At 70.0% G+C, this 19,214-nt stretch carries 18 protein-coding genes; 8 read left to right on the forward strand and 10 right to left on the reverse strand.

What is annotated here, in order from left to right:
- Window positions 1-229: 229 nt before the first annotated feature.
- Window positions 230-1,306, reverse strand: a complete 1,077-nt coding sequence (locus tag ACFVUT_RS08360; RefSeq protein ID WP_389646867.1) for an amidohydrolase family protein — start codon at window positions 1,304-1,306, stop codon at window positions 230-232.
- A 163-nt stretch (window positions 1,307-1,469) separates the two neighbouring features.
- On the opposite strand from ACFVUT_RS08360, the gene ACFVUT_RS08365 reads away from it, so the two are divergent.
- From ACFVUT_RS08365 to ACFVUT_RS08390, 6 genes are all read left to right on the forward strand, one after another.
- Window positions 1,470-2,576, forward strand: coding sequence for a pyridoxal-phosphate-dependent aminotransferase family protein (locus ACFVUT_RS08365; RefSeq protein WP_389646584.1), 1,107 nt, complete (start codon window positions 1,470-1,472; stop codon window positions 2,574-2,576).
- A 327-nt stretch (window positions 2,577-2,903) separates the two neighbouring features.
- A complete protein-coding gene (ectA, locus tag ACFVUT_RS08370; protein ID WP_389646581.1) occupies window positions 2,904-3,434 on the forward strand; it encodes a diaminobutyrate acetyltransferase in 531 nt (176 codons plus the stop codon).
- Window positions 3,435-3,577: 143 nt separating this feature from the next.
- On the forward strand, window positions 3,578-4,846 hold the full coding sequence (gene ectB / locus ACFVUT_RS08375) for a diaminobutyrate--2-oxoglutarate transaminase (RefSeq protein ID WP_389646578.1): 1,269 nt from the start codon (window positions 3,578-3,580) through the stop codon (window positions 4,844-4,846).
- A gap of 89 nt (window positions 4,847-4,935) precedes the next feature.
- The gene (locus tag ACFVUT_RS08380) at window positions 4,936-5,334 is read left to right on the forward strand and encodes an ectoine synthase (RefSeq protein WP_389646575.1); all 399 of its coding nucleotides are present in this window, start codon (window positions 4,936-4,938) and stop codon (window positions 5,332-5,334) included.
- 2 nt (window positions 5,335-5,336) lie between these two features.
- Window positions 5,337-6,230 carry an ectoine hydroxylase gene (gene thpD / locus ACFVUT_RS08385; protein ID WP_389646572.1) on the forward strand — a complete coding sequence of 298 codons (894 nt, stop codon included), beginning with the start codon at window positions 5,337-5,339 and terminating at the stop codon, window positions 6,228-6,230.
- A 99-nt stretch (window positions 6,231-6,329) separates the two neighbouring features.
- Window positions 6,330-7,355, forward strand: a complete 1,026-nt coding sequence (locus tag ACFVUT_RS08390; RefSeq protein ID WP_389646569.1) for a VOC family protein — start codon at window positions 6,330-6,332, stop codon at window positions 7,353-7,355.
- 126 nt (window positions 7,356-7,481) lie between these two features.
- On the opposite strand, the gene ACFVUT_RS08395 is transcribed toward ACFVUT_RS08390, so the two are convergent.
- Window positions 7,482-8,558: an alkene reductase gene (locus ACFVUT_RS08395; protein WP_389646566.1), complete on the reverse strand. Its 1,077-nt coding sequence runs from the start codon at window positions 8,556-8,558 to the stop codon at window positions 7,482-7,484.
- Window positions 8,559-8,715: 157 nt separating this feature from the next.
- On the opposite strand from ACFVUT_RS08395, the gene ACFVUT_RS08400 reads away from it, so the two are divergent.
- The gene (locus tag ACFVUT_RS08400) at window positions 8,716-9,201 is read left to right on the forward strand and encodes a MarR family winged helix-turn-helix transcriptional regulator (protein ID WP_389646563.1); all 486 of its coding nucleotides are present in this window, start codon (window positions 8,716-8,718) and stop codon (window positions 9,199-9,201) included.
- A gap of 132 nt (window positions 9,202-9,333) precedes the next feature.
- On the opposite strand, the gene ACFVUT_RS08405 is transcribed toward ACFVUT_RS08400, so the two are convergent.
- The 5 genes from ACFVUT_RS08405 to ACFVUT_RS08425 all read right to left on the reverse strand — a co-directional run bounded on the left by ACFVUT_RS08405 (window position 9,334) and on the right by ACFVUT_RS08425 (window position 13,627).
- Entirely contained in the window at window positions 9,334-10,395 is a 1,062-nt protein-coding gene (locus tag ACFVUT_RS08405) for an aminotransferase class V-fold PLP-dependent enzyme (RefSeq protein ID WP_389646560.1), read from the reverse strand.
- Window positions 10,396-10,567: 172 nt separating this feature from the next.
- Window positions 10,568-11,287 carry a DsbA family oxidoreductase gene (locus ACFVUT_RS08410; protein WP_389646557.1) on the reverse strand — a complete coding sequence of 240 codons (720 nt, stop codon included), beginning with the start codon at window positions 11,285-11,287 and terminating at the stop codon, window positions 10,568-10,570.
- A gap of 101 nt (window positions 11,288-11,388) precedes the next feature.
- The gene (locus ACFVUT_RS08415) at window positions 11,389-11,961 is read right to left on the reverse strand and encodes a dihydrofolate reductase family protein (protein ID WP_389646554.1); all 573 of its coding nucleotides are present in this window, start codon (window positions 11,959-11,961) and stop codon (window positions 11,389-11,391) included.
- A 257-nt stretch (window positions 11,962-12,218) separates the two neighbouring features.
- A complete protein-coding gene (locus tag ACFVUT_RS08420; RefSeq protein WP_389646551.1) occupies window positions 12,219-12,956 on the reverse strand; it encodes an SRPBCC domain-containing protein in 738 nt (245 codons plus the stop codon).
- On the reverse strand, window positions 12,953-13,627 hold the full coding sequence (locus ACFVUT_RS08425) for an ArsR/SmtB family transcription factor (RefSeq protein ID WP_389646549.1): 675 nt from the start codon (window positions 13,625-13,627) through the stop codon (window positions 12,953-12,955). Before ACFVUT_RS08425 ends, ACFVUT_RS08420 begins: the two co-directional genes overlap by 4 nt.
- A gap of 332 nt (window positions 13,628-13,959) precedes the next feature.
- On the opposite strand from ACFVUT_RS08425, the gene ACFVUT_RS08430 reads away from it, so the two are divergent.
- Window positions 13,960-14,241 carry a hypothetical protein gene (locus ACFVUT_RS08430; protein WP_389646547.1) on the forward strand — a complete coding sequence of 94 codons (282 nt, stop codon included), beginning with the start codon at window positions 13,960-13,962 and terminating at the stop codon, window positions 14,239-14,241.
- Here the strand turns inward: ACFVUT_RS08430 and ACFVUT_RS08435 are convergent.
- The 3 genes from ACFVUT_RS08435 to ACFVUT_RS08445 all read right to left on the reverse strand — a co-directional run bounded on the left by ACFVUT_RS08435 (window position 14,238) and on the right by ACFVUT_RS08445 (window position 19,133).
- Entirely contained in the window at window positions 14,238-15,812 is a 1,575-nt protein-coding gene (locus ACFVUT_RS08435; RefSeq protein WP_389646545.1) for an ABC transporter substrate-binding protein, read from the reverse strand. The genes ACFVUT_RS08430 and ACFVUT_RS08435 overlap by 4 nt on opposite strands.
- Before the next feature lie 1,192 nt (window positions 15,813-17,004).
- A complete protein-coding gene (locus tag ACFVUT_RS08440; RefSeq protein WP_389646543.1) occupies window positions 17,005-17,616 on the reverse strand; it encodes a DUF1349 domain-containing protein in 612 nt (203 codons plus the stop codon).
- Window positions 17,613-19,133: an aldehyde dehydrogenase (NADP(+)) gene (locus ACFVUT_RS08445; RefSeq protein ID WP_389646541.1), complete on the reverse strand. Its 1,521-nt coding sequence runs from the start codon at window positions 19,131-19,133 to the stop codon at window positions 17,613-17,615. Before ACFVUT_RS08445 ends, ACFVUT_RS08440 begins: the two co-directional genes overlap by 4 nt.
- Window positions 19,134-19,214 lie beyond the last annotated feature (81 nt).

Below are 19,214 nucleotides of genomic sequence, written 5' to 3' on the forward strand. Positions count from 1 at the left end.
CTGACAGACACCTGAGGTGAGTTCACCCCAAAGGGGGGTTTCCGCGCCTGTATTCGATTATCTCGGTACGTTCGTTCCTCGAAGTCACCCGATCCGCCGAGCGCGGACGGTGCCGCGATCGACTGCGCCGGGGTGCGCGCAGGAGTGCTTCAACGACACGGCGGGTGGTTCGGTAACTGCCCGTCAACACAGCGCACGCCGGCTGGCAGGCGGTCACGTGAGCCGCGCCTCAGCCGATCACCCTCCCGTTCAGCACCACCTGGCGCGGCGCCGCCAGCACCCTCACATCCGCCCGCGGGTCCTCGTCGTACACCACCAGGTCCGCCGGGGCGCCCTCCTCCAGCGCCGGCCGCCCGAGCCACCGCCGCGCACCCCAGGTCGTCGCGGACAGCGCGTCCAGGGCCGGGATGCCCGCCTTCACCAGCTCGGCGACCTCGTCGGCCACCAGCCCGTGGGCGAGCACCCCGCCCGCGTCGGTGCCGACGAAGACCGGGATTCCGGCGTCGTACGCGGCGCGCACGGTGTCGTACCGGCGCTCGTGCAGCCGCCGCATGTGGGCCGACCACCGGGGGAACCTGGCCTCGCCGCCCGCCGCGAGCGAGGGGAACGTGGCGATGTTGACCAGCGTGGGGACGATCGCGACACCGCGCGCGGCGAAGAGCGGAATGGTGTCCTCGGTCAGCCCGGTGGCGTGCTCGACGCAGTCGATCCCGGCCTCGACGAGGTCGCGCAACGAGTCCTCGGCGAAGCAGTGCGCGGTGACCCGGGCGCCGAGCCGGTGCGCCTCGGCGATGGCCGCCTCGACCGCCTCGCGGGGCCAGCAGGCGGTCAGGTCGCCCACCCCGCGGTCGATCCAGTCGCCGACCAGCTTCACCCAGCCGTCGCCGCGGCGCGCCTCCTGGGCGACGTACGCGACCAGTTCGTCCGGCTCGATCTCGTGGGCGTAGTTCCGGGTGTATCGGCGGGGCCTGGCGATGTGGCGGCCGGCCCTGATGATCTTCGGCAGGTCCTCGCGCTCGTCGATCCACCGGGTGTCGGACGGTGAACCCGCGTCCCGCAGCAGCAGGGCACCCGCCTCCCTGTCGGCGACGGCCTGCTTCTCACTGGTCGCGGCGTCGACTGCGCCGTGATGGTCGAGTCCGACGTGGCAGTGGGCGTCGACCAGCCCCGGCAGCACCCAGCCGCTGAGGGTCACCGCCTCGTCCGCACCGGCCGGCCTCCGGTAGGAGATCCGCCCGTCGACGATCCAGAGCTCGTCCCGGACGTCCTCGGGCCCGACGAGCACCCGCCCCTTCACGCGCAGCACCCGCGGTGCCGTGTGATCACTCATGAACAGCACTGTACGAGGGGCCGGCCGGCGCCCTGGGTACGCTTCGACGGAAGCACCGTCCGTACGCGGCACCGCAGCGCACCGGACCCGATCCGACCCGACCCGATCCAGTCCGACCCGATCCGAAGAGAGCACCACCGTGACGCACCCCTTCCTCGGCCTCGCCCCACTCACCGCCGCGCGTTTCGCGGCCATCGAGAAGCGGGTGGCCGGCCTCCTCGCCACCGAGCAGGACGTCGTCATCACGCAGGGCGAGGCGCTGCTCCCCCTCGAAGGCTGCATCCGGGGCGGCGCCCGGCCCGGCTCGACCGCGCTGAACGTCGTCACGGGGCCGTACGGACAGACCTTCGGGAACTGGCTGCGCGACTGCGGTGCCCAGGTCTTCGATCTGGCGGTTCCGTTCCACGCGGCGGTCACCGCGGACCAGGTCGCGCGGGCACTGGCCGAGCACCCGGAGATCGAGTTCGTCTCCCTGGTCCACGCCGAGGCGGCGACCGGCAACACCAATCCGGTCGCCGAGATCGGCGAGGTGGTCCGTGCGCACGGGGCTCTGTTCATGCTGGACGCCGTCGCCTCGGTGGGCGCCGAGCCGCTGCTGCCGGACGTGTGGGGCGTCGACCTCTGCGTGATCGGCGCGCAGAAGGCGATGGGCGGCCCGGCCGGGGTGTCCGCCGTGTCGGTGAGCGAACGGGCCTGGGAGCGGATCGCCGCCAACCCGCAGGCCCCGCGCCGCTCGTACCTCTCCCTCCTGGACTGGAAGGAGCGCTGGATCGACGGCGGCCGCAAGGCGCTGCTGCACGCCCCCGCCCAGTTGGAGATGCTGGCCCTGGAGGCGTGCGTGGAGCGGATCGAGGCGGAGGGCCTGGACGCGCTGATGGCCCGGCACGCCGCTGCTGCCGCGGCGACGCGTGCGGGCGCGGTGGCACTCGGCGGCGGCCTGTCGCCGTATGTGCACGAGGCGAAGGACGCGGCGCCGGTCGCGACGACGCTGCGCGCCCCGGCGGGCGTCGACGCCTCCGAGCTGGTCGCGCGGGCGCTCGCCGCCGACCCGTCGCTGCCGTTGATCGCGGGTGGCGGTGCGCTGTCCAAGGAGATGATCCGGGTCAATCACTACGGTGTGGACGCGACGCGGGGCGCGGTGCTGTCCTCGCTCGCGGCTCTGGGGGCGGCGCTGGCCGACGCGGGCCGGCAGGTCGACTTCGAAGCTGCCCGCAAAGCCGTTTCGGAAACCTGGCCGAGCAAGTAGATCCGGTCGGCACATCAATATTCCATAAATGCGGGGTGCTGCTCTCTTCAGAGCAGCACCCCGCATTCTTCTGCCCGCTTTCCAGCACCCTAAACACCCTGTTTCCCGGACGCCAGATCCATGCAATTCCGTTGCGTCACCCGAGAGTTACAGCCTTGTGACCGACTCCACACCCCAGCCGTTATGTCGGATAAATGGCACACAAAACGGAATGAAATGCAGCCGGATCGCACCCGGGCGTGCGCCCGCGTGATAACACAGCGGATCACGCCACCCAACCCCTCGCGTCGATGCAATTTCAGAATTTGCTGGGTAAATTCAATTCGCATGACCGCCGCACCAGCAGATTTTGCACGTGCCCGAAGCGAATTCCTCACCATCGACACCCCGCGAGTGGAGGACGGAGCCGCGATCTGGCGCATCGCCCGCGATTCCGGGTCCTTGGACCTCAACTCCTCGTACAGCTATCTGCTGTGGTGTCGTGACTTCGCGTCCACCTCCGTGGTCGCCCGCGACGAGGCCGGTGAACCTGTCGCCTTCGTGACGGGATACCTCCGCCCGGACCGCCCCGGGACGCTCGTCGTCTGGCAGGTGGCCGTCGACCACGGCCGTCGCGGGACCGGGCTGGCGGGCAAGCTGCTGGACGCGCTGACCTCGCGGGTCGCGGCCTCGCAGGGACTGTCCTCGGTCGAGGCGACCGTCACACCGGACAACACCGCGTCGGACCGGCTGTTCACCTCCTACGCGCAGCGCCACGACATCGCCCTGGAGCGTGAAGTGCTCTTCGCGGGCGAGGTGTTCCCCGAGGACACGCATCTGCCGGAAGTCCTGTACCGCATCGGCCCGTTCCACGCCTGAGCGCCCCGGCCCGGCTCCGCGTGCGAGCCCCGGCCTCCTCCACACCCGAGCGCCCCGGCCGGCTCCTTGTCCGAGCCGCCCGGCCCGTTCCACGCCCGAGCGCACCACCGCCCGTCACACCCCCCTCAAGCAGGAGATTCCCTGTGACCATCACCCCGCCCGCGCTGAGTGTCTTCGAGACCCTGGAGTCGGAGGTACGGAGCTACTGCCGCGCCTGGCCCGCAGTGTTCGACCGTGCGCAGGGGGCCCGGCTGACCGACGAGGACGGCCACAGCTACCTCGACTTCTTCGCCGGTGCAGGATCTCTCAACTACGGCCACAACAACCCGGTGCTGAAGCGTGCGCTGATCGACTACATCGAGCGCGACGGCATCACCCACGGCCTCGACATGGCCACCACCGCGAAACGCGCCTTCCTGGAGTCCTTCCAGAACAACGTGCTGCGCCCGCGTGACCTCCCGTACAAGGTGATGTTCCCCGGTCCGACCGGTACCAACGCGGTCGAGGCGGCCCTGAAGCTGGCCCGCAAGGTGAAGGGGCGCGAGTCGATCGTCTCGTTCACCAACGCCTTCCACGGCATGTCGCTGGGCTCGCTCGCCGTCACCGGCAACGCCTTCAAGCGGGCCGGGGCCGGTATCCCGCTGGTGCACGGCACCCCGATGCCGTTCGACAACTACCTCGACGGCCAGGTGCCCGACTTCCTCTGGTTCGAGCGGCTCCTGGAGGACCAGGGCTCCGGCCTCAACAAGCCCGCCGCCGTGATCGTCGAGACGGTGCAGGGCGAAGGCGGCATCAATGTGGCGCGCCCCGAGTGGCTGCGGGCGCTCTCCGACCTCTGCCGCCGCCGCGACATGCTCCTGATCGTCGACGACATCCAGATGGGCTGCGGACGGACGGGGGCGTTCTTCTCGTTCGAGGAGGCCGGCATCACTCCCGACATCGTCACCCTGTCCAAGTCCATCAGCGGCTACGGACTGCCCATGTCGCTCTGCCTGTTCACACCGGAGCTGGACATCTGGGGGCCGGGCGAGCACAACGGCACCTTCCGCGGCAACAATCCGGCGTTCGTCACGGCCGCGGCGGCGCTGAACGCCTACTGGGCCGACAGCCAGATGGAGAAGCAGACCCTGGTGAGGGGCGAGCAGGTCGAGCAGGCGCTCCTGGCGATCTGCGACGAACACACCCGGCTCGGCGCACACTTCCGGGGCCGCGGCCTGGTCTGGGGCATGGAGTTCACCGACGCCTCGCGTGCCGCCGCGGTCTGCTCCCGCGCCTTCGAACTGGGCCTGCTGGTCGAGACCTCCGGCCCGCAGAGCGAGGTCGTGAAGCTGCTGCCGCCACTGACCGTCACCCCCGAGGAGCTGGACGAGGGCCTGCGGACACTGGCCCGCGCCGTCCGCGAGACCGCCTGAACCACCCCTGACCGCCCGCCCGGGCCCCTGTGTCCCGGGCGGGACACGGAACACAAGCACCGCAGCAGAGAGAAAGGCACCGAACCACCGTGATCGTCCGTTCGTTCAGCGACATCGAGAACACCGACCGGCATGTGAAGGCAGCCTCCGGAACCTGGGAGAGCAAGCGCATCGTGCTCGCCCAGGAGAGGGTGGGCTTCTCGCTCCACGAGACCACGATGTACGCGGGCACCGAGACCTCGATGTGGTACGCGAACCACATCGAGGCCGTCCTGTGCGTCGAGGGCGAGGCCGAGCTCACCAATGACGAGACCGGCGAGAAGCACTGGATCACTCCCGGCACCATGTACCTGCTGAACGGCCATGAGCACCACACCATGCGGCCGAAGACGGATTTCCGTTGCGTCTGCGTCTTCAACCCCCCGGTCACCGGGCGGGAGGAGCACGACGAGAACGGTGTCTACCCGCTGCTGACGGAGGAGGGCTGAACATGACCACCGATGTACGCACCGATCTGTACCCCACACGCGGCGCAGCCGAGATGATCACGCCGCGTCAGGACCCGGTCGTCTGGTCCCCGCCCGGAACCCCGGGACCGGTCACCGCGAGGGAACTCCAGGGACTGGAGCGCGACGGCTTCCTCTCCGTCGACCAGTTGCTCACCCCGGACGAGGTCGCCGTCCACCACGCCGAGATGGAACGGCTGATCGCCGATCCGGCGGTGCGTGCCGACGAGCGCTCGATCGTGGAGCCGAAGTCGCAGAAGGTACGGTCGGTCTTCGAGGTCCACCGGATCAGCGAGGTCTTCGCCCGGCTGGTCAGTGACGAGCGCGTGGTGGGCCGGGCACGTCAGATCCTGGGTTCCGACGTGTACGTCCACCAGTCGCGGATCAACGTCAAGCCGGGCTTCGGTGCCTCGGGGTTCTACTGGCACTCGGACTTCGAGACCTGGCACGCCGAGGACGGTCTGCCGCACATGCGGGCGGTGTCCGTGTCGATCGCGCTGACCGAGAACCACGACACCAACGGCGGGCTGATGATCATGCCCGGTTCGCACAAGTCGTTCCTCGGCTGTGCGGGCGAGACGCCGAAGGACAACTACAAGAAGTCCCTGAAGATGCAGGACGCCGGCACGCCGTCCGACGAGGCGCTGACGAGGATGGCGGACCGGCACGGCATCAAGCTCTTCACGGGCAGGGCCGGTTCGGCGACCTGGTTCGACTGCAACTGCATGCACGGCTCGGGGGACAACATCACCCCGTACGCGCGCAGCAATGTCTTCATCGTCTTCAACAGCGTGGAGAACGCCGCAGAGGAGCCGTTCGCGGCACCGGCGCGGCGGCCGGAGTTCATCGGGGCACGGGACTTCACGCCGGTGAGATGAGCCGCTGCCGGTCCGGGCGGGGGCGACATCCGTCGTCCCCGCCCCCGCTCGTCCAAACCCGGTGGACCTCGACGTCCGCCGAAGGCGACAGTGGGGCCCATGACTTCACTCGTACGCCACATCACGATCGACTGCGCCGATGCCTATGAGCTGGCCGGCTTCTGGTCCCGGGTGCTCGGCGCCCCGCTCTCCGACGACGACGCCCCCGGTGATCCCGAGGCACTCGTCGAGGCCCCGGGTGCCGCGTTGCTGTTCATCTCGGTGCCGGAGCCGAAGAGCACCAAGAACCGTCAGCACCTGGACATCCAGCCGCAGGACCGCACCCGGGACGAGGAGGTGGAGCGGCTGCTCGGCCTGGGCGCCACCCTCGTGGCCGACCACCGCAAGCCGAACGGGCGGGGCTGGGCGACGCTCGCCGACCCGGAAGGCAATGAGTTCTGTGTCGAATGCAGCGCCGCGGAACGGGCCGCGCTGACCGGAACCCGGCTGCCGGTCACCGCGGACGACGTGACCACCGCGGTCCGGCTCGCGGTCACCGCGCTCCGGGAGTCCCCGGCCGACAACTGGGCGGTCCCGGCCGGGTCCTTGGAGTGGAGCTGCTGGGAGACCGCGGAGCACCTGAGCGACGACCTCGTCTCCTACGCGGCGCAGTTGGGACCGCGGCAGCCCTCGCCGGACGCGTACGTCCCGTACCGCTGGAGCGCCGACCGGAAGGGCGGTCCGGTGAACGCGGTCTTCGCCGACCGGGCAGCAGGAACCGCCGGGCTGCTCCAGACGCTGGAGGCGAGCGGCGCGCTGCTGGCGGCGATGGTACGGACGGCGCCGCCCGAGACCCGGTCCTATCACCCCTTCGGGGTGTCCGACCCGGAGGGCTTCGCCGCCATGGGCATCGTGGAGACCCTGGTGCACGTGCACGACCTTGCCGCGGGCCTGGACATCCCCTGGAACCCGCCCGCCGGTCTCTGCGACCGCGTGCTGGCGCGGCTGTTCCCGGATGCGCCGAAGGACGCCGACCGGTGGACCGTCCTGCTCTGGGCCACCGGCCGCGCCGAGCTGCCCGGTCATGCGCGGGTCACCTCGTGGAAGTGGCACGGTGCGCCGCTGGACGGGACCGGTCAGGCGTAGCGTCCGTCAGGCGCAGCGTCCGTCACCCCGGCTCAAGAGGGCCGGGTGGACACGGCCGTGGGCGATGGGCCGGGCGGGGCCGGGCTGCGCGCACGGCCTCGTGGGCCCGACCGCCCGAGGACCGCCTCAGTCCTGAACGGTGTCCAGCGCCGGGTAGTCGACGTACCCCTTCGCGTCCCCGCCGAAGAAGGTCGACGGATCGGGGGTGTTGAACGGGCCGCCGGCCTTCAGCCGGGCGGGCAGATCCGGATTGGCGATGAACAGCGCGCCGTAGGAGATGATGTCGGCGATCCCGTCGTCGATCACCGCGAGCTCGTCGGGTCCGGTCGGTCCGTCCGTCAGAACGTTGACGATGAAGGTGCCGGAGAACCGCTTGCGCAGTGCGAGGGTCAGCTCGCGGATCTCGACCGCCTCCAGGACGTGCAGATAGGCGAGACCGAGCGGCTCGATCTCCCGTACCAGCGCGGTGTAGGCAGCGTCCGGCGCGGGCTCGTCGATGTCGTTGTACACGTTTCCGGGCGAGATGCGCAGCCCGGTCCGCGCCGCGCCGATCTCGGCGGCGACGGCCTTGACCACCTCCACGGCGAACCGGATGCGGGCCTCGTCGGAGCCACCCCACTCGTCCGTGCGCAGGTTGCTGTTGGGCGCGAGGAACTGATGGATGAGATAGCCGTTGGCACCGTGCAGCTCGACCCCGTCGAAACCGGCGTCGACCGCGTTGCGGGCGGCGGCGGCGAAGTCGGCTATGGTCTGCCGGACCTCGTCGCCGGTCAGTTCGCGCGGCGTGGTGAAGTCCTCCAGCCCCGTGCCGGTGTAGAGCTTGCCGGCGGGCTTGACCGGCGAGGCACTGACCGGGGTCAGCCCGTCCGGCAGGAGGGCCGGGTGGCCGATCCGGCCCGCGTGCATGAGCTGGGCGAAGATCCGGCCGCCCGCCGCGTGCACCGCGTCGGTGACCTTGCGCCAGGACGCGATCTGCTCCGCGCTGTGCAGCCCGGGGGTGTCGGGGTAGCCCTGGCCCACCGCGGACGGCTGGACGCCCTCCGTGATGATGAGGCCCGCCGAGGCGCGCTGGGCGTAGTACTCGGTGAAGAGATCCGTGGCGGTGCCGCCCTCACCGGCCCGGCTGCGGGTCATCGGGGCCATCGCGATGCGGTTGGCGAGCGGGGTACCGGCAAGGTCGATCGGGTCGAAAGCGGTGGTCATGGAAGCCCCCAAAAAAATATATGGTCGGCCAATCATTTGCGGCCTGCGCCACTGTAGCCCATTGCTTGGCCGACCAAGGTAAAGTTCGGCGAAAGCGACCGGATCCACGCTCCCGACCCGGCGGGGGCGCCGCCCGGCACCGTCCCGAGGAGTCCCGATGAAGGCCGACCCCGCCTGTACCGCACTGCCGAGCGCCGCCCTCGGCGGCCCCGTCAGTCATGCCGTCTCGCGGGTCGCCAGGCTGCACCGGATCGCCGCGGGCAAGCTGCTCAAGGGGCTCGGGCTCTACCCCGGCCAGGAGTTCCTGATGATGTACCTGTGGGACGCGGGTGCGGTGCGCCAGTCCGAACTGATCAAGACCGTCGACCTCGACCCGTCCACCGTCACCAAGATGCTCCAGCGCCTCGAACAGACCGGACACGTCCGCCGCCGCCCCGACCCGGACGACCGCCGGGCCGTCCTGGTCGAGGCCACCGACAGCAGCTGCGCGCTGCACTCCGACGTCGAACGGGCCTGGACGGATCTGGAGGAGCACACCCTCGCGGGACTGGACGCGGCCGAACGCACGGAGCTGTCCCGGCTGCTCGCCAAGGTCGAGGAGAACCTCTGCCACGAGACCGGGGACTGCCCCGAGCGCCGCTGATTCCCGGAGCGCGGAGCCCTCTCGGGATCACGGCGAATGCCCCGGGGCACGGACAACCACTCTCGATCGCGGAAGCCCTCCGGCTCGCGGAAGTCCTCCGGCTCGCGGAAGTCCCCAGGCATCCGGGCGTCATCAGCCGGACAGCACGTCCAGGGCCCGGTCCACATCGGCTTCCGTGTTGTACAGATGGAAGGCCGCGCGCAGACTTCCCGCCCGGTTCGAGACCATCACCCCGGATCGCGCCAGCTCCGGCTCCCGACCGCCGAGTCCGGGCACGGCGACGATCGCCGACTCCCCCGGCACCGCCTCGTGGCCCAGCCCGGCCAGCCCGGCCCGCATGCGGGCGGCGAGCCCCGTGGCGTGGGCGTGAACGGCGTCGATCCCGACCTCGCCCAGCAGCGCGAGGGAGCGCTCGGCGCCGTGGTACGAGAGGAAGGCGGGCGGTTCGTCGTAGCGTCGGGCGGTCGCGGAGAGCCGCCCGACGGGACCGTACGTACTGTTCCAGGGTTCGTCGGCGGCGACCCATGTGGCGAACACCGGCGACAGGGTGCGCTGCGCCTCCTCGGTGACGGTGAGGAACGACGCGCCCCGCGGGCAGAGCAGGAATTTGAAGCCGCCGGTGACGGTGTAGTCGTACGCCCCGGCGTCCAGCGGCAGCCAGCCGGCCGACTGGGTGGCGTCCACCAGCGTCCGGGCGCCGTGGGCGGCAGCCGCCGCGCGCACCGCGTCCAGATCGGCGATCCGGCCGTCGGCGGACTGCACGGAGGAGAGGGCGACGAGATCGGTGCCCGGCCGCACCGCGTCGGCCAGACGCTCCAACGGGACATGGCGCACCTTGAGATCGCCACGGACCGCGAACGGGCTGACGACGGAGCTGAACTCCCCCTCGGGTGCCAGGACTTCGGACCCCGTCGGCAAAGACGCCGCGATGAGTCCGACGTGCACGGAGACCGAGCTGCCCACGGCGACCCGGTCGGCGCCGACCCCGGCGAGGCGGGCGAAGCCCGCGCGCGCGGCGTCCACCACATCGAAGTCGCCGGAGCCGGACCTGCCACCCGAGGCGAGCGACTCGGCGAGCGCCTTCACCGCGTCCATGGTGCGCCGGGGCAGCAGCCCGCAGCTGGAGGTGTTGAGGTAGGTGGTCTCCGGCGCGAACTCGTCGTTCACCGTACGACTGAGCGAGGAAGTATCCATCCGCCCAGCGTGAAGCCCCCTCGACCCCTCGTCAATTACCGAGAAGTGAGGGGTACACCCAAGCAACACTTATGAGTGCGGAGGCGCGGACCCCGAGCGCGGAGCCGGACCGGCAGGCTCGGGAACGGTGCCGCCCGCCCACGGTTTCAGGCGTTGCCGCCGGTCTGCGGGTTCAGGCGTTGCCGCCGGTCTGCGGGACCTCGCAGGCTCCATCGGCGTCGCATGCCGCGGCGTCCCCGCCCAGGGCGGTCAACGGCCGGTCCTTCCATGCCTGTTCGAGCGCCTGGGCGAAGACCTCGGCGGGCTGGCCGCCGGAGATCCCGTACCGCCGGTCGAGCACGAAGAACGGCACCGCGTTCGCCCCCAGCTCGGACGCCTCGCGCTCATCGGCCCGCACCTCGTCGGCGTACGCCTCGGGGTCGGCGAGGACGGCCCGCGCCTCATCGGCGTCGAGCCCGGCCTCGACGGCCAGCTCGACCAGCACCTCTTCGTCGAAGACGGACCGCTCCTCGGCGAAGTTCGCCCGGTAGGCGAGACCCAGCAGGACATCCTGCCGGCCACGGGCCTTGGCCAGGTGGAGCAGCCGGTGGATGTCGAAGGTGTTGCCGTGGTCGCGGCCCTCGGCGAGGTAGCCGAGCCCCTCGGCCCGGGCGTTGGCCGCGACATTGGCCTCCATGGCCTTCACCTCGTCGCGGGTGCGTCCGTACTTCCGCGCCAGCATGTCGACCACCTGCACGGTGTCGCCCTTGGCGTGCGTGGGGTCGAGCTCGAAGGACCGGTGCACGACCTCCACCTCGTCGCGGTGGGCGAACCCCGCCAGGCCCTTCTCGAAGCGGGCCTTCCCGATGTAGCACCAGGGGCAGGCGATGTCGCTCCAGATCTCGACGCGCATATCTCTTCTTCTCTCCGCGGTTCACAAGGTTGGCCGGCGCGAACGCACCTCTTCGCACCCGATAGCAACACGAGGACCCGCCCGGCCATTCCCCATCCCTGTCAGTGGACGACGTCGAAGACCTGCTTCTGCAGGCCGTTGCTGTAGACCTCGTGCTCGACCGGCCTCAGCTTCTGGGTGTCCTTGTCCGTGGTGCTGAAAAGGCGCTTGCCGGCGCCGAGCAGCAGCGGGTAGACGAGCAGGTGGTAGCGGTCGATCAGGCCGGCGTCCGACAGGCCGCGGTTCAGGGAGGCGCTGCCGTGGACGATGATCGGGCCTCCGTCGGTCTCTTTCAGGGCGGCGACCGCGTCGAGCGAGCGCAGGATCGTGGTCTCGCCCCAGTTGGGGACCAGCTCGTCCTCGGTGAGGGTGGTGGAGACGACGTACTTCGGCATCGTCCTGTAGTGGGCGAACTCCTCCATGTCCGGCCACACCGGGCTGAACGCCTCGTAGCTGACCCGGCCCATCAGGATCGCGGTGGACTCCCGCTGCTCCCGCTCCTTGATCTCGAAGGCATCTGGGACGAACTCGACCTCCTTGAAGGTCCATCCGGAGTTCCGGTAGCCGGGCTCGCCGCCCGGGGCCTCCACGACGCCGTCGAGCGAGACGAAGGCCGAGCTGATCAGAGTGCGCATGGTGTTTTCCTTGGTGTCTCGCATGTGTGTGGTGCGACTGCTCGGTACGTGCTTCGGCCGCGTTCACGACGGAAGCGTCCTGATGATGAGGTGACCGGGGCCGCTACGGAGAGCGGCTGACCCGGCGGATCCGGGAGCGCTGCGGCCCCGGACGGTCCGATGCGCGTCCGTACGACTGTGCTGCCGGGCGACCGTGCGTCCGGGCCTGCGGGCATCCGGACGCCCGCAGGGGGTGTGAGGCGAGTCCGCACACGGTGTCAGGCGAGGAGGTCGGTCAGCCACTGCCGCCAGGCGGCCTCGGCGCCTTCCGTGTCCGGGCGGAAGAGGTGGTGGAACATCAGCACCACGCCGGGGAAGTGATGGAAGGTGTAGATCCCGTCTGCGGTGCGGACCTCGATGCGCTCGTCGTCCGACCAGGTCACTTCGCCGTCCAGCGGCGGCAGGCCGGTCGGCTCGGCGTGGGCCCCTGCGCCCACGGCGACCGGACTCGGCAGGGACAGCCCGCGGGTGAGGGCCGCCCGGACCTGACGCGCCGGCTGCTCGCCCGACGGCGCCAGGGCGAAGACGGGGGCTCCGGTGCGTCCGGGGAAGTGCGCCAGGTACTCGCGGAGCGTGTGGAGGTGGAACGGCCAGCCGCGGCGCAGCGCGTCGTACTCGTCCTGCCAGTCGTCGCCGAGCACGCCGCTCTGGACGACACGGAGCACGGTGCTGCCGCCGCCCCGCCCCTCGATCAGGTACTCGAAGGCCATGAACCGGCCGTCCTCGCCGGCTGCCGTGCGGGTGGCGAAGCGCTTGCCGGGCTCGTAGGCGGTGACCGCGGACTCCTCCCGGTGGTCCCCGGTGTCCATGGCGGCCACGCCGCCCTCGCGCGGCTCCACCTCGTTGCGCCCCATGAACCAGGAGTCGATCCCCGGTCCGGTGGCGATCGCGTCCCAGACCTGCTCCGGGCTCGCCGGCAGCGTCGTCTCCTGCTCGATCTCGAAGGGGTGCGTCATCGTGGGCTCTCCTGTGCTGCTTCGGATTCGTTCTCGCGTGTCCCCCCGGTTCCTTGCTGCGGTTCGTCCGCGCCCTCCGCGGCACCGGGCCCCGCGGTGGGGATCTGGTGGAGCCCGACGACCACCCGGTGGCTCCGCCCCCCGGCGGCGAACTCGTCGTGGTAGCGGCCCACGAGGGTCGCCACGGCCTGGGCCAGTTCGTCGGCGAAGGCCGTACGGTCGGCCGCGGAAGCGAACCGCACCTCCGCGTCGATACCGAAGGTGGCGACCCGTCGCCGGGTCCGCGAGCCGCCGGTCAGCAGGGCACCGACCTCCTGCACGAGCCGGGCCCCCAGCGCCAGCAACCAGTGGGCGGAGAGCTGGTCCGGGGACCGGGAGGGGTCCGGGCTGACGGCGGCCAGGACACTGGGAGAGATCACATAGGAGGCGGCGGTGGCGCGGTACACCCGTTCGGTGACGTTGCCCTTGCGCCGTTCCTCGGCGAGCTCGACCAGCCCGTGACGCTCCAGTTCCTTCAGGTGGTAGTTGACCTTCTGCCGGGGCAGCCCGATGCGGGCGGCCAGCATGGAGGCCGAACCGGGCTCGGCCAGGGCGGCGAGGATCCGGGACCGTATCGGGTCCAGGGACGCCTCGGCCGCGGCGGGTTCTTCGATCACAGCGACGTCCAGCACCGTCCCAGCATCAGTCCGACAAAAATATTTGTCAAGACGAATTTTCTTGTCGGTGTGTGTCGCCCGACCAGGCCGCGGCGACCCGGGGTGTCGCAGCCGCGGTCGAACCGGCCTGCGGTTACCCCTTTGCCGAGGAACCGAAGGACCAGCCAGGTTCCCCCAGCCGTCCATGTGTCGTTCCGGACCGGCGCTGTCGACAAGGAGGTGTGGAGCACCTGCGCAGGAGTGCCCAGCAGCTGAGCCTGCGTACGGACAATTGCCACCTCCTCACGACGGAGACGCCTTGTCGCTTCGCCTCACCCCACTGACCGACCCCGCTCACTGTCCATCCCGTGGAGCGACGCAGGCGTGTCGGTTCGCAGCTCCTCGACACCGCCGTGGCCGCCGCCCGGGACAACGCCCGACGCTGCGTCCTCGCGCAGGCCGAGACCGCATCGCCCGGCGACCGCTTCCTGCCGGCCCGCGGCTTCCGCAAGGTCCTCACCCTGAGGTTCACCCGCCTGCCGCTGGCTGACGTGGACGCCACCGACGAACGGACAGGCCGGACCAGGGCGTCACCTGGTCCGGCCTGTCCGCACTTTCGCATGAGGCACTACAAGAGGCACTGCCCCTAGTACGCGGTGCTGAGCTCCCAGAACCGGAAGACCGTCGAGGTGTCCAGGCAGTTCTGCAGACCCCGGACGTTCTCGTGGGCGACCGCGTACTGCTTGCCCTGCCACAGTGGCAGGAGCGGCAGTTGGTGCGCCACGATGTCCTGCAGCTTCATGAACTTCTGCCGGGTGTTCGCACGGTCGGTCATGGACGAGGTCTGCGGGATGATCTTGTCGGATATCTCGCTGCTCTCGAAGTTGTTCGACAGGACGTTGCCCTCACCGAAGAACGGCTGGGTGAAGTTGTCCGGGTCGGGGTAGTCCGGCACCCAACCCTTGACATAGACGCCGTACTTGCCGTTGGCGATGTCGTCCTCGTACTGATCGAACGCGACGGACCTCATCCTGGCCTCGAAGAGTCCGCTCTCGTTCAACTGGTCCGCGATGGTCCGCAGTTCGTCGTCGGTGGCGGGGCCGTAGCGGCTCGGCGTGGACCAGAGGGTGAGCTTCACCTGGCTGGTGATACCGGCGTCCCGCAGGATCTCCTTCGCCTTCTGCGGCTGCGGGCTGTCGCCGTATATGTCGAAGAAGGAAGTGCCGTGGCCGGTGATGCCGACCGGGACGATCGAGTAGAGCGGTGTCGCCGTGGACTGGTAGACCTCGCTGATCAGGGAGTAGCGGTCGACGAGGTAGGCGATGGCCTTGCGCACGGCGAGCTTGCCGACCACGGGGTCGGCCACGTTGAAGACCATGTGCTGGACTTCGGCGCTGTTTCCCTGGACGACCTCCAGGCCGTCCTTCTGCGCGGTGGTCGTCGTGTCCAGCGCCGCGATCGCCTTGGCGGAGAGGCCACGGTACGCAATGTCGATCTTGCCCTTCTTCAGGGCCGATTCGAGCTCCTGCTGATTGCCCTGGAAGAGTTTCAGCGACACGCCGGAGTTCTTCACCTCGGCGGTTCCGTGGTAGCCGCCGTAGACCGAGAAGACGGCCTTCGACTTGTCGATGGAGTCCAGTTTGTACGGACCGGAACCGACCGTTTTGCCACCCTCCAGCAGACGGTCCGCGGGGTAGACATGGCTGTCCACAATGGAACCGGCACCAGATGCGATCTTGCTGGGAAATGTCGCATCGGGCACCTTGAGGTGGAAAATGACCGTCTTCTTGTCCGGGGTGTCGATTGACCCGATCGTGGAGAGCAGCGGGGCCGGGCCCGCCGGGTCATTGATTTTGATCGCCCGGTCGAAGGAGTGCTTGACATCCGCCGATGTGAGGCTGTTGTTGTTGCTGAACTTCAACCCGTCACGCAAGGTGCAGGTGTACGTTTTGCCGCCGTTCGAGAAATGGCACTCCTCGGCGGCCTCCGGCACCGGGGTGGAAGCCCCGGGCGGGAAGCTCAGCAAGGACTGGAACACGTTGTTGAACAGCAGCCAGGACCCCGGGTCGTATCCTGCGGCCGGATCCGTGGCGAGGATGTCGTCGGACATCCCGACGACCATCCTGTCCTTGGATTCGAAGGGCCAGATCTCGTTCTGGGAGCCGCAACCCGCCAGCAGCACCACTGCCATGCCCCCGGCGACCAGGCCACTCGACCGCATCGTACGAACCTTCACAGAAAGCGCCTCATACTCTCGGCCGGCCACGGGGTGTACCCGGACAACCGGATCAGGTCAGGAAATACTGCGAACGACGCACCCTTCCGGCATATTCAGCCCGGTCGAGCACGATGGTGCGGATCAAGCATTTTGCCTGGACTCGGTGTTCACCGGGAATTCCAGGCAATGTGACCAACTTTCACGTTTCCAGCCGGTGAACGGCGCGGGGCAGGTCATGGTCGGTCTCGTGGTGCCGTCGGCCAATCTAGTAGTTGACCGCATTGCGTGAGGGAACATCGTGCGCCATTTAATTCCCTCAATACGCCGGTGATGTTGGCCTGGTATGCCTGATATCACATCGTGATGATCGAGCCACCCGCCCGGCCGCCCCCGTCCGACGGCTCGACGGACCCGGCCAACGACCGCAGTACGCGGGGTACATAGCGGCGGCGCAAGCCCCATTACCGGACATCGTGGCCGCCGACCGGTTCCGGCCCGTGCCCATGCTCCATCCGCGCGCCACCGAGGCCGAAAATCGTCGGGTCGTCACGGACCCTATGGGTTCCCGCCGTTCAACGCCACGGCATACGACACGGTTTCACCCGGTGATCGTCCTGACGCCGCGCCAGGGCCCGCCCGGCGTCTCCCGGTACGCAACCCCCGGCGTCTCCCGGTACGCGGCCCAGGCGTCTTCCGGTACGCGGCCCTGGTGGCTGCTGATTCCCTGAGTGGCACGGGCTCCGAGGCATGCTGTGTCGCCCCTACCGTGGCCGCGTATCGATCCGGTCCGACACGCGATGCCCTTGATGCGCGGCCGTGGAAACGGGCTCGTATGCCCCCGCCCCATCCGCCTCTGCGAGGAGGCCCGTTGGCCGGTGTGCCACAGAATACCGGTTCGGGAGGCGCGCCATCACCGGCGAGGTGTCATGACGAGGCGTCACACCGGGCCCGTTCGCCTCGCGGAGACCTCGGCCCAGACCGTCTTCGCGGACGGCGGATACGGATGCACACCCCGCTCCGCCGCCACGGCGTCGACGATGACGAGGCCCCGCCCTCCCGCACCGGCCGGACGCACTTCCTGCGGTGCGCGGCCGACGCCCGAGCCCCGGGGACGAGCCGACGAGCCCGGCAGACGAACGTTCCCCCTCGCCCTCCGGGCGGAGTGCGAGGGGGAACGGTGAGGGCGAACGAGCGTTCAGCTGCCGTCGCGCAGGTCGTCAAGTCCCTCGGCACGGAAGGCGATCCGGTCGAACGTCGCCTCGCAGCCCTCACCCATCGGTGACTGGACGAGGAAGCCGACCGACGCCTCGGCCGCCTGCTCGGGCTCGCCGAGAGCGAAGACGCGCACGAAGGTCCACTTCTCGCCGTCGGCGGATGCGTGGAAGGCGAACGCGTTGCCGGTGCGGCTGAGGCGCAGCCAGAAGCTGTCGCCGTCCACGACGAAGGAGTTGACGTCGTCGGAGTGGCCGCGGGTGACGACCGTGCAGACAGTGGGGCGGTCCGGAGAGAGTTCCAGGCAGAGCTTGGCCCACTCCCGTTCGGCGACGTGGAGGTAGAGCACTCCGGCGTCGAAGGCCGCAGCGAAGCCGACCTTCACCCGGGCGATCAGCTGGAAGTCGCCACGGGGTGCGGGGCCGAGGAGGCGGGGGGCGTCGCTCGCGGGGTCGAGGCTGTCGCCGTCCGGCGGCACGAAGCGGTCCTGCCGGGCGCCCGCCCGGCCGGTCAGTGCGCCGTTCTCGTAGGTCCACTCCGCTTCGGGTCCGAACGGACTGAGTTCAAAAGGGAGTTCGGGAAGGTTCGGGGTCATGCGCGGCGGCCGTCCACTCGTCGGGGCAGGTTCAGGGGGTTGTCCTCGCGCAGCTCCGGCGGGAGCAGCGCCTCGGGGGTGGTCTGGTAGGTGAGGGGGCGCAGCCAGCGCTCGATGGCGGTGGCACCGACCGAGGTGGAGGTGGAGGTGGTGGCCGGGTAGGGGCCGCCATGGTGCTGGGCGGGGGCGACGGCGACGCCGGTCGGCCAGCCGTTGACGAGGACCCGGCCGGCCAGCGGGGTGAGGGCCGCGAGGAGTGCGGGGGCGTCGGCGTCGTCGCCGTCCGTGGTGGTCTGGAGGGTGGCGGTGAGATTGCCGGGGAGCCGGGAGAGAACGGCGGCGACCTCGTCCTCGGAGGCGTAACGGGCGACGACGGTGACGGGGCCGAAGCACTCCTCCAGAAGCGCGTCGTGCGGGCCCTCGGTGGCGAGGAGGTGCGCCGGTACGGTCAGGAATCCGGCCGCGACGGTGTGGTCGCCCCCCGCGCCGGGGGTGACCGGGGCCTCCACCTCGGGGAGTCCGGCCCGTTCGCGTACTCCGGCCAGGAAGGCGTCGCGCATCCGGTGGTCGAGCAGGACCCCGGCCTCGGTGTCGCTGACCGCCTCGGTCAGCGACTTCAGCAGCCGGTCGCCTGCCTCGCCGGCCGGCGCCAGGACGAAGCCGGGCTTGGTGCAGAACTGGCCCGCGCCCAGGGTCATCGAGCCGCCGAGTCCGGCGCCGATCTGCTCGCCGCGCTCGGCGGCGGCGGCCTCGGTGACGACGACGGGGTTGAGGGAACCCAGCTCGCCGTGGAAGGGGATGGGGGCGGGGCGGGCCGCCGCCGCGTCGAACAGGGCCCGGCCGCCGCGGACGGAGCCGGTGAAGCCCGCGGCGGCGACGAGCGGGTGCTTGATCAGTTCGATGCCCGCGTCGAAGCCGTGCACCAGGATCAGCACGTCCTCGGACAGGCCGACCTGTACCGCCGCCCGGCGCAGTACGGAGGCGCACAGTTCGGAGGTGGCGGGGTGGTCGGGGTGCGCCTTGACGACGGCCGGGCAGCCTGCGGCCAACGCGCTCGCGGTGTCGCCGCCGGGGACGGAGAAGGCGAGCGGGAAGTTGCTCGCCGCGTACACGGCGACGACTCCGAGCGGGACCTTGTAGCGGCGCAGGTCGGGCCAGGGCGGAGTCCTGGTGGCGTCCTCGTGGTCGATGTGGATGTCGAGGAAGGCGCCCTCGTCGACGACCTCCGCGAAGGCTCGCAACTGGGCTGCGGTGCGCGCGAGTTCGCCGGTGAGACGGGCCGGACCGAGCGCGGTCTCCGCGTCGGCGGCCTCGATGACGTGCTCCCCGGCCTCGGTGAGCAGATCGGCCGCGGTGCGGAGGAACGCGGCACGCACGGTGCGGTCGGCGAGCCCGTCGCGCACCGCGTGGGCGGCCCGGACAGCACGGTCGACCTCCTCCGCTGTAGCCTCCACCGCAACCTGCTCGCGCGGGTTCCCGGTACGGGGGTCGACGCTCCAGACTGGTGTTGCTGCCACCGTGATTCCTTCCGCTCCACTGCCACACATCAGAAGTTGTTCGGTATTCTGAACAGAGTTCCTGATCGTGAATATGCAGCG

This window comes from Streptomyces sp. NPDC058051 (assembly GCF_042885475.1).
Lineage (GTDB): Bacteria > Actinomycetota > Actinomycetes > Streptomycetales > Streptomycetaceae > Streptomyces.

Excerpts from the sequence above, each read along its gene's own strand:
- ACFVUT_RS08440 (WP_389646543.1), bottom strand. The coding sequence starts at position 17,616 with ATGACCCCGAACCTTCCCGAACTCCCTTTTGAACTCAGTCCGTTCGGA.
- ACFVUT_RS08390 (WP_389646569.1), top strand. The coding sequence starts at position 6,330 with ATGACTTCACTCGTACGCCACATCACGATCGACTGCGCCGATGCCTAT.
- ACFVUT_RS08400 (WP_389646563.1), top strand. The coding sequence starts at position 8,716 with ATGAAGGCCGACCCCGCCTGTACCGCACTGCCGAGCGCCGCCCTCGGC.
- ectA (WP_389646581.1), top strand. The coding sequence starts at position 2,904 with ATGACCGCCGCACCAGCAGATTTTGCACGTGCCCGAAGCGAATTCCTC.
- ACFVUT_RS08435 (WP_389646545.1), bottom strand. The coding sequence starts at position 15,812 with ATGCGGTCGAGTGGCCTGGTCGCCGGGGGCATGGCAGTGGTGCTGCTG.
- ACFVUT_RS08420 (WP_389646551.1), bottom strand. The coding sequence starts at position 12,956 with ATGACGCACCCCTTCGAGATCGAGCAGGAGACGACGCTGCCGGCGAGC.
- ACFVUT_RS08405 (WP_389646560.1), bottom strand. The coding sequence starts at position 10,395 with ATGGATACTTCCTCGCTCAGTCGTACGGTGAACGACGAGTTCGCGCCG.
- thpD (WP_389646572.1), top strand. The coding sequence starts at position 5,337 with ATGACCACCGATGTACGCACCGATCTGTACCCCACACGCGGCGCAGCC.
- ACFVUT_RS08415 (WP_389646554.1), bottom strand. The coding sequence starts at position 11,961 with ATGCGCACTCTGATCAGCTCGGCCTTCGTCTCGCTCGACGGCGTCGTG.
- ACFVUT_RS08410 (WP_389646557.1), bottom strand. The coding sequence starts at position 11,287 with ATGCGCGTCGAGATCTGGAGCGACATCGCCTGCCCCTGGTGCTACATC.
- ACFVUT_RS08395 (WP_389646566.1), bottom strand. The coding sequence starts at position 8,558 with ATGACCACCGCTTTCGACCCGATCGACCTTGCCGGTACCCCGCTCGCC.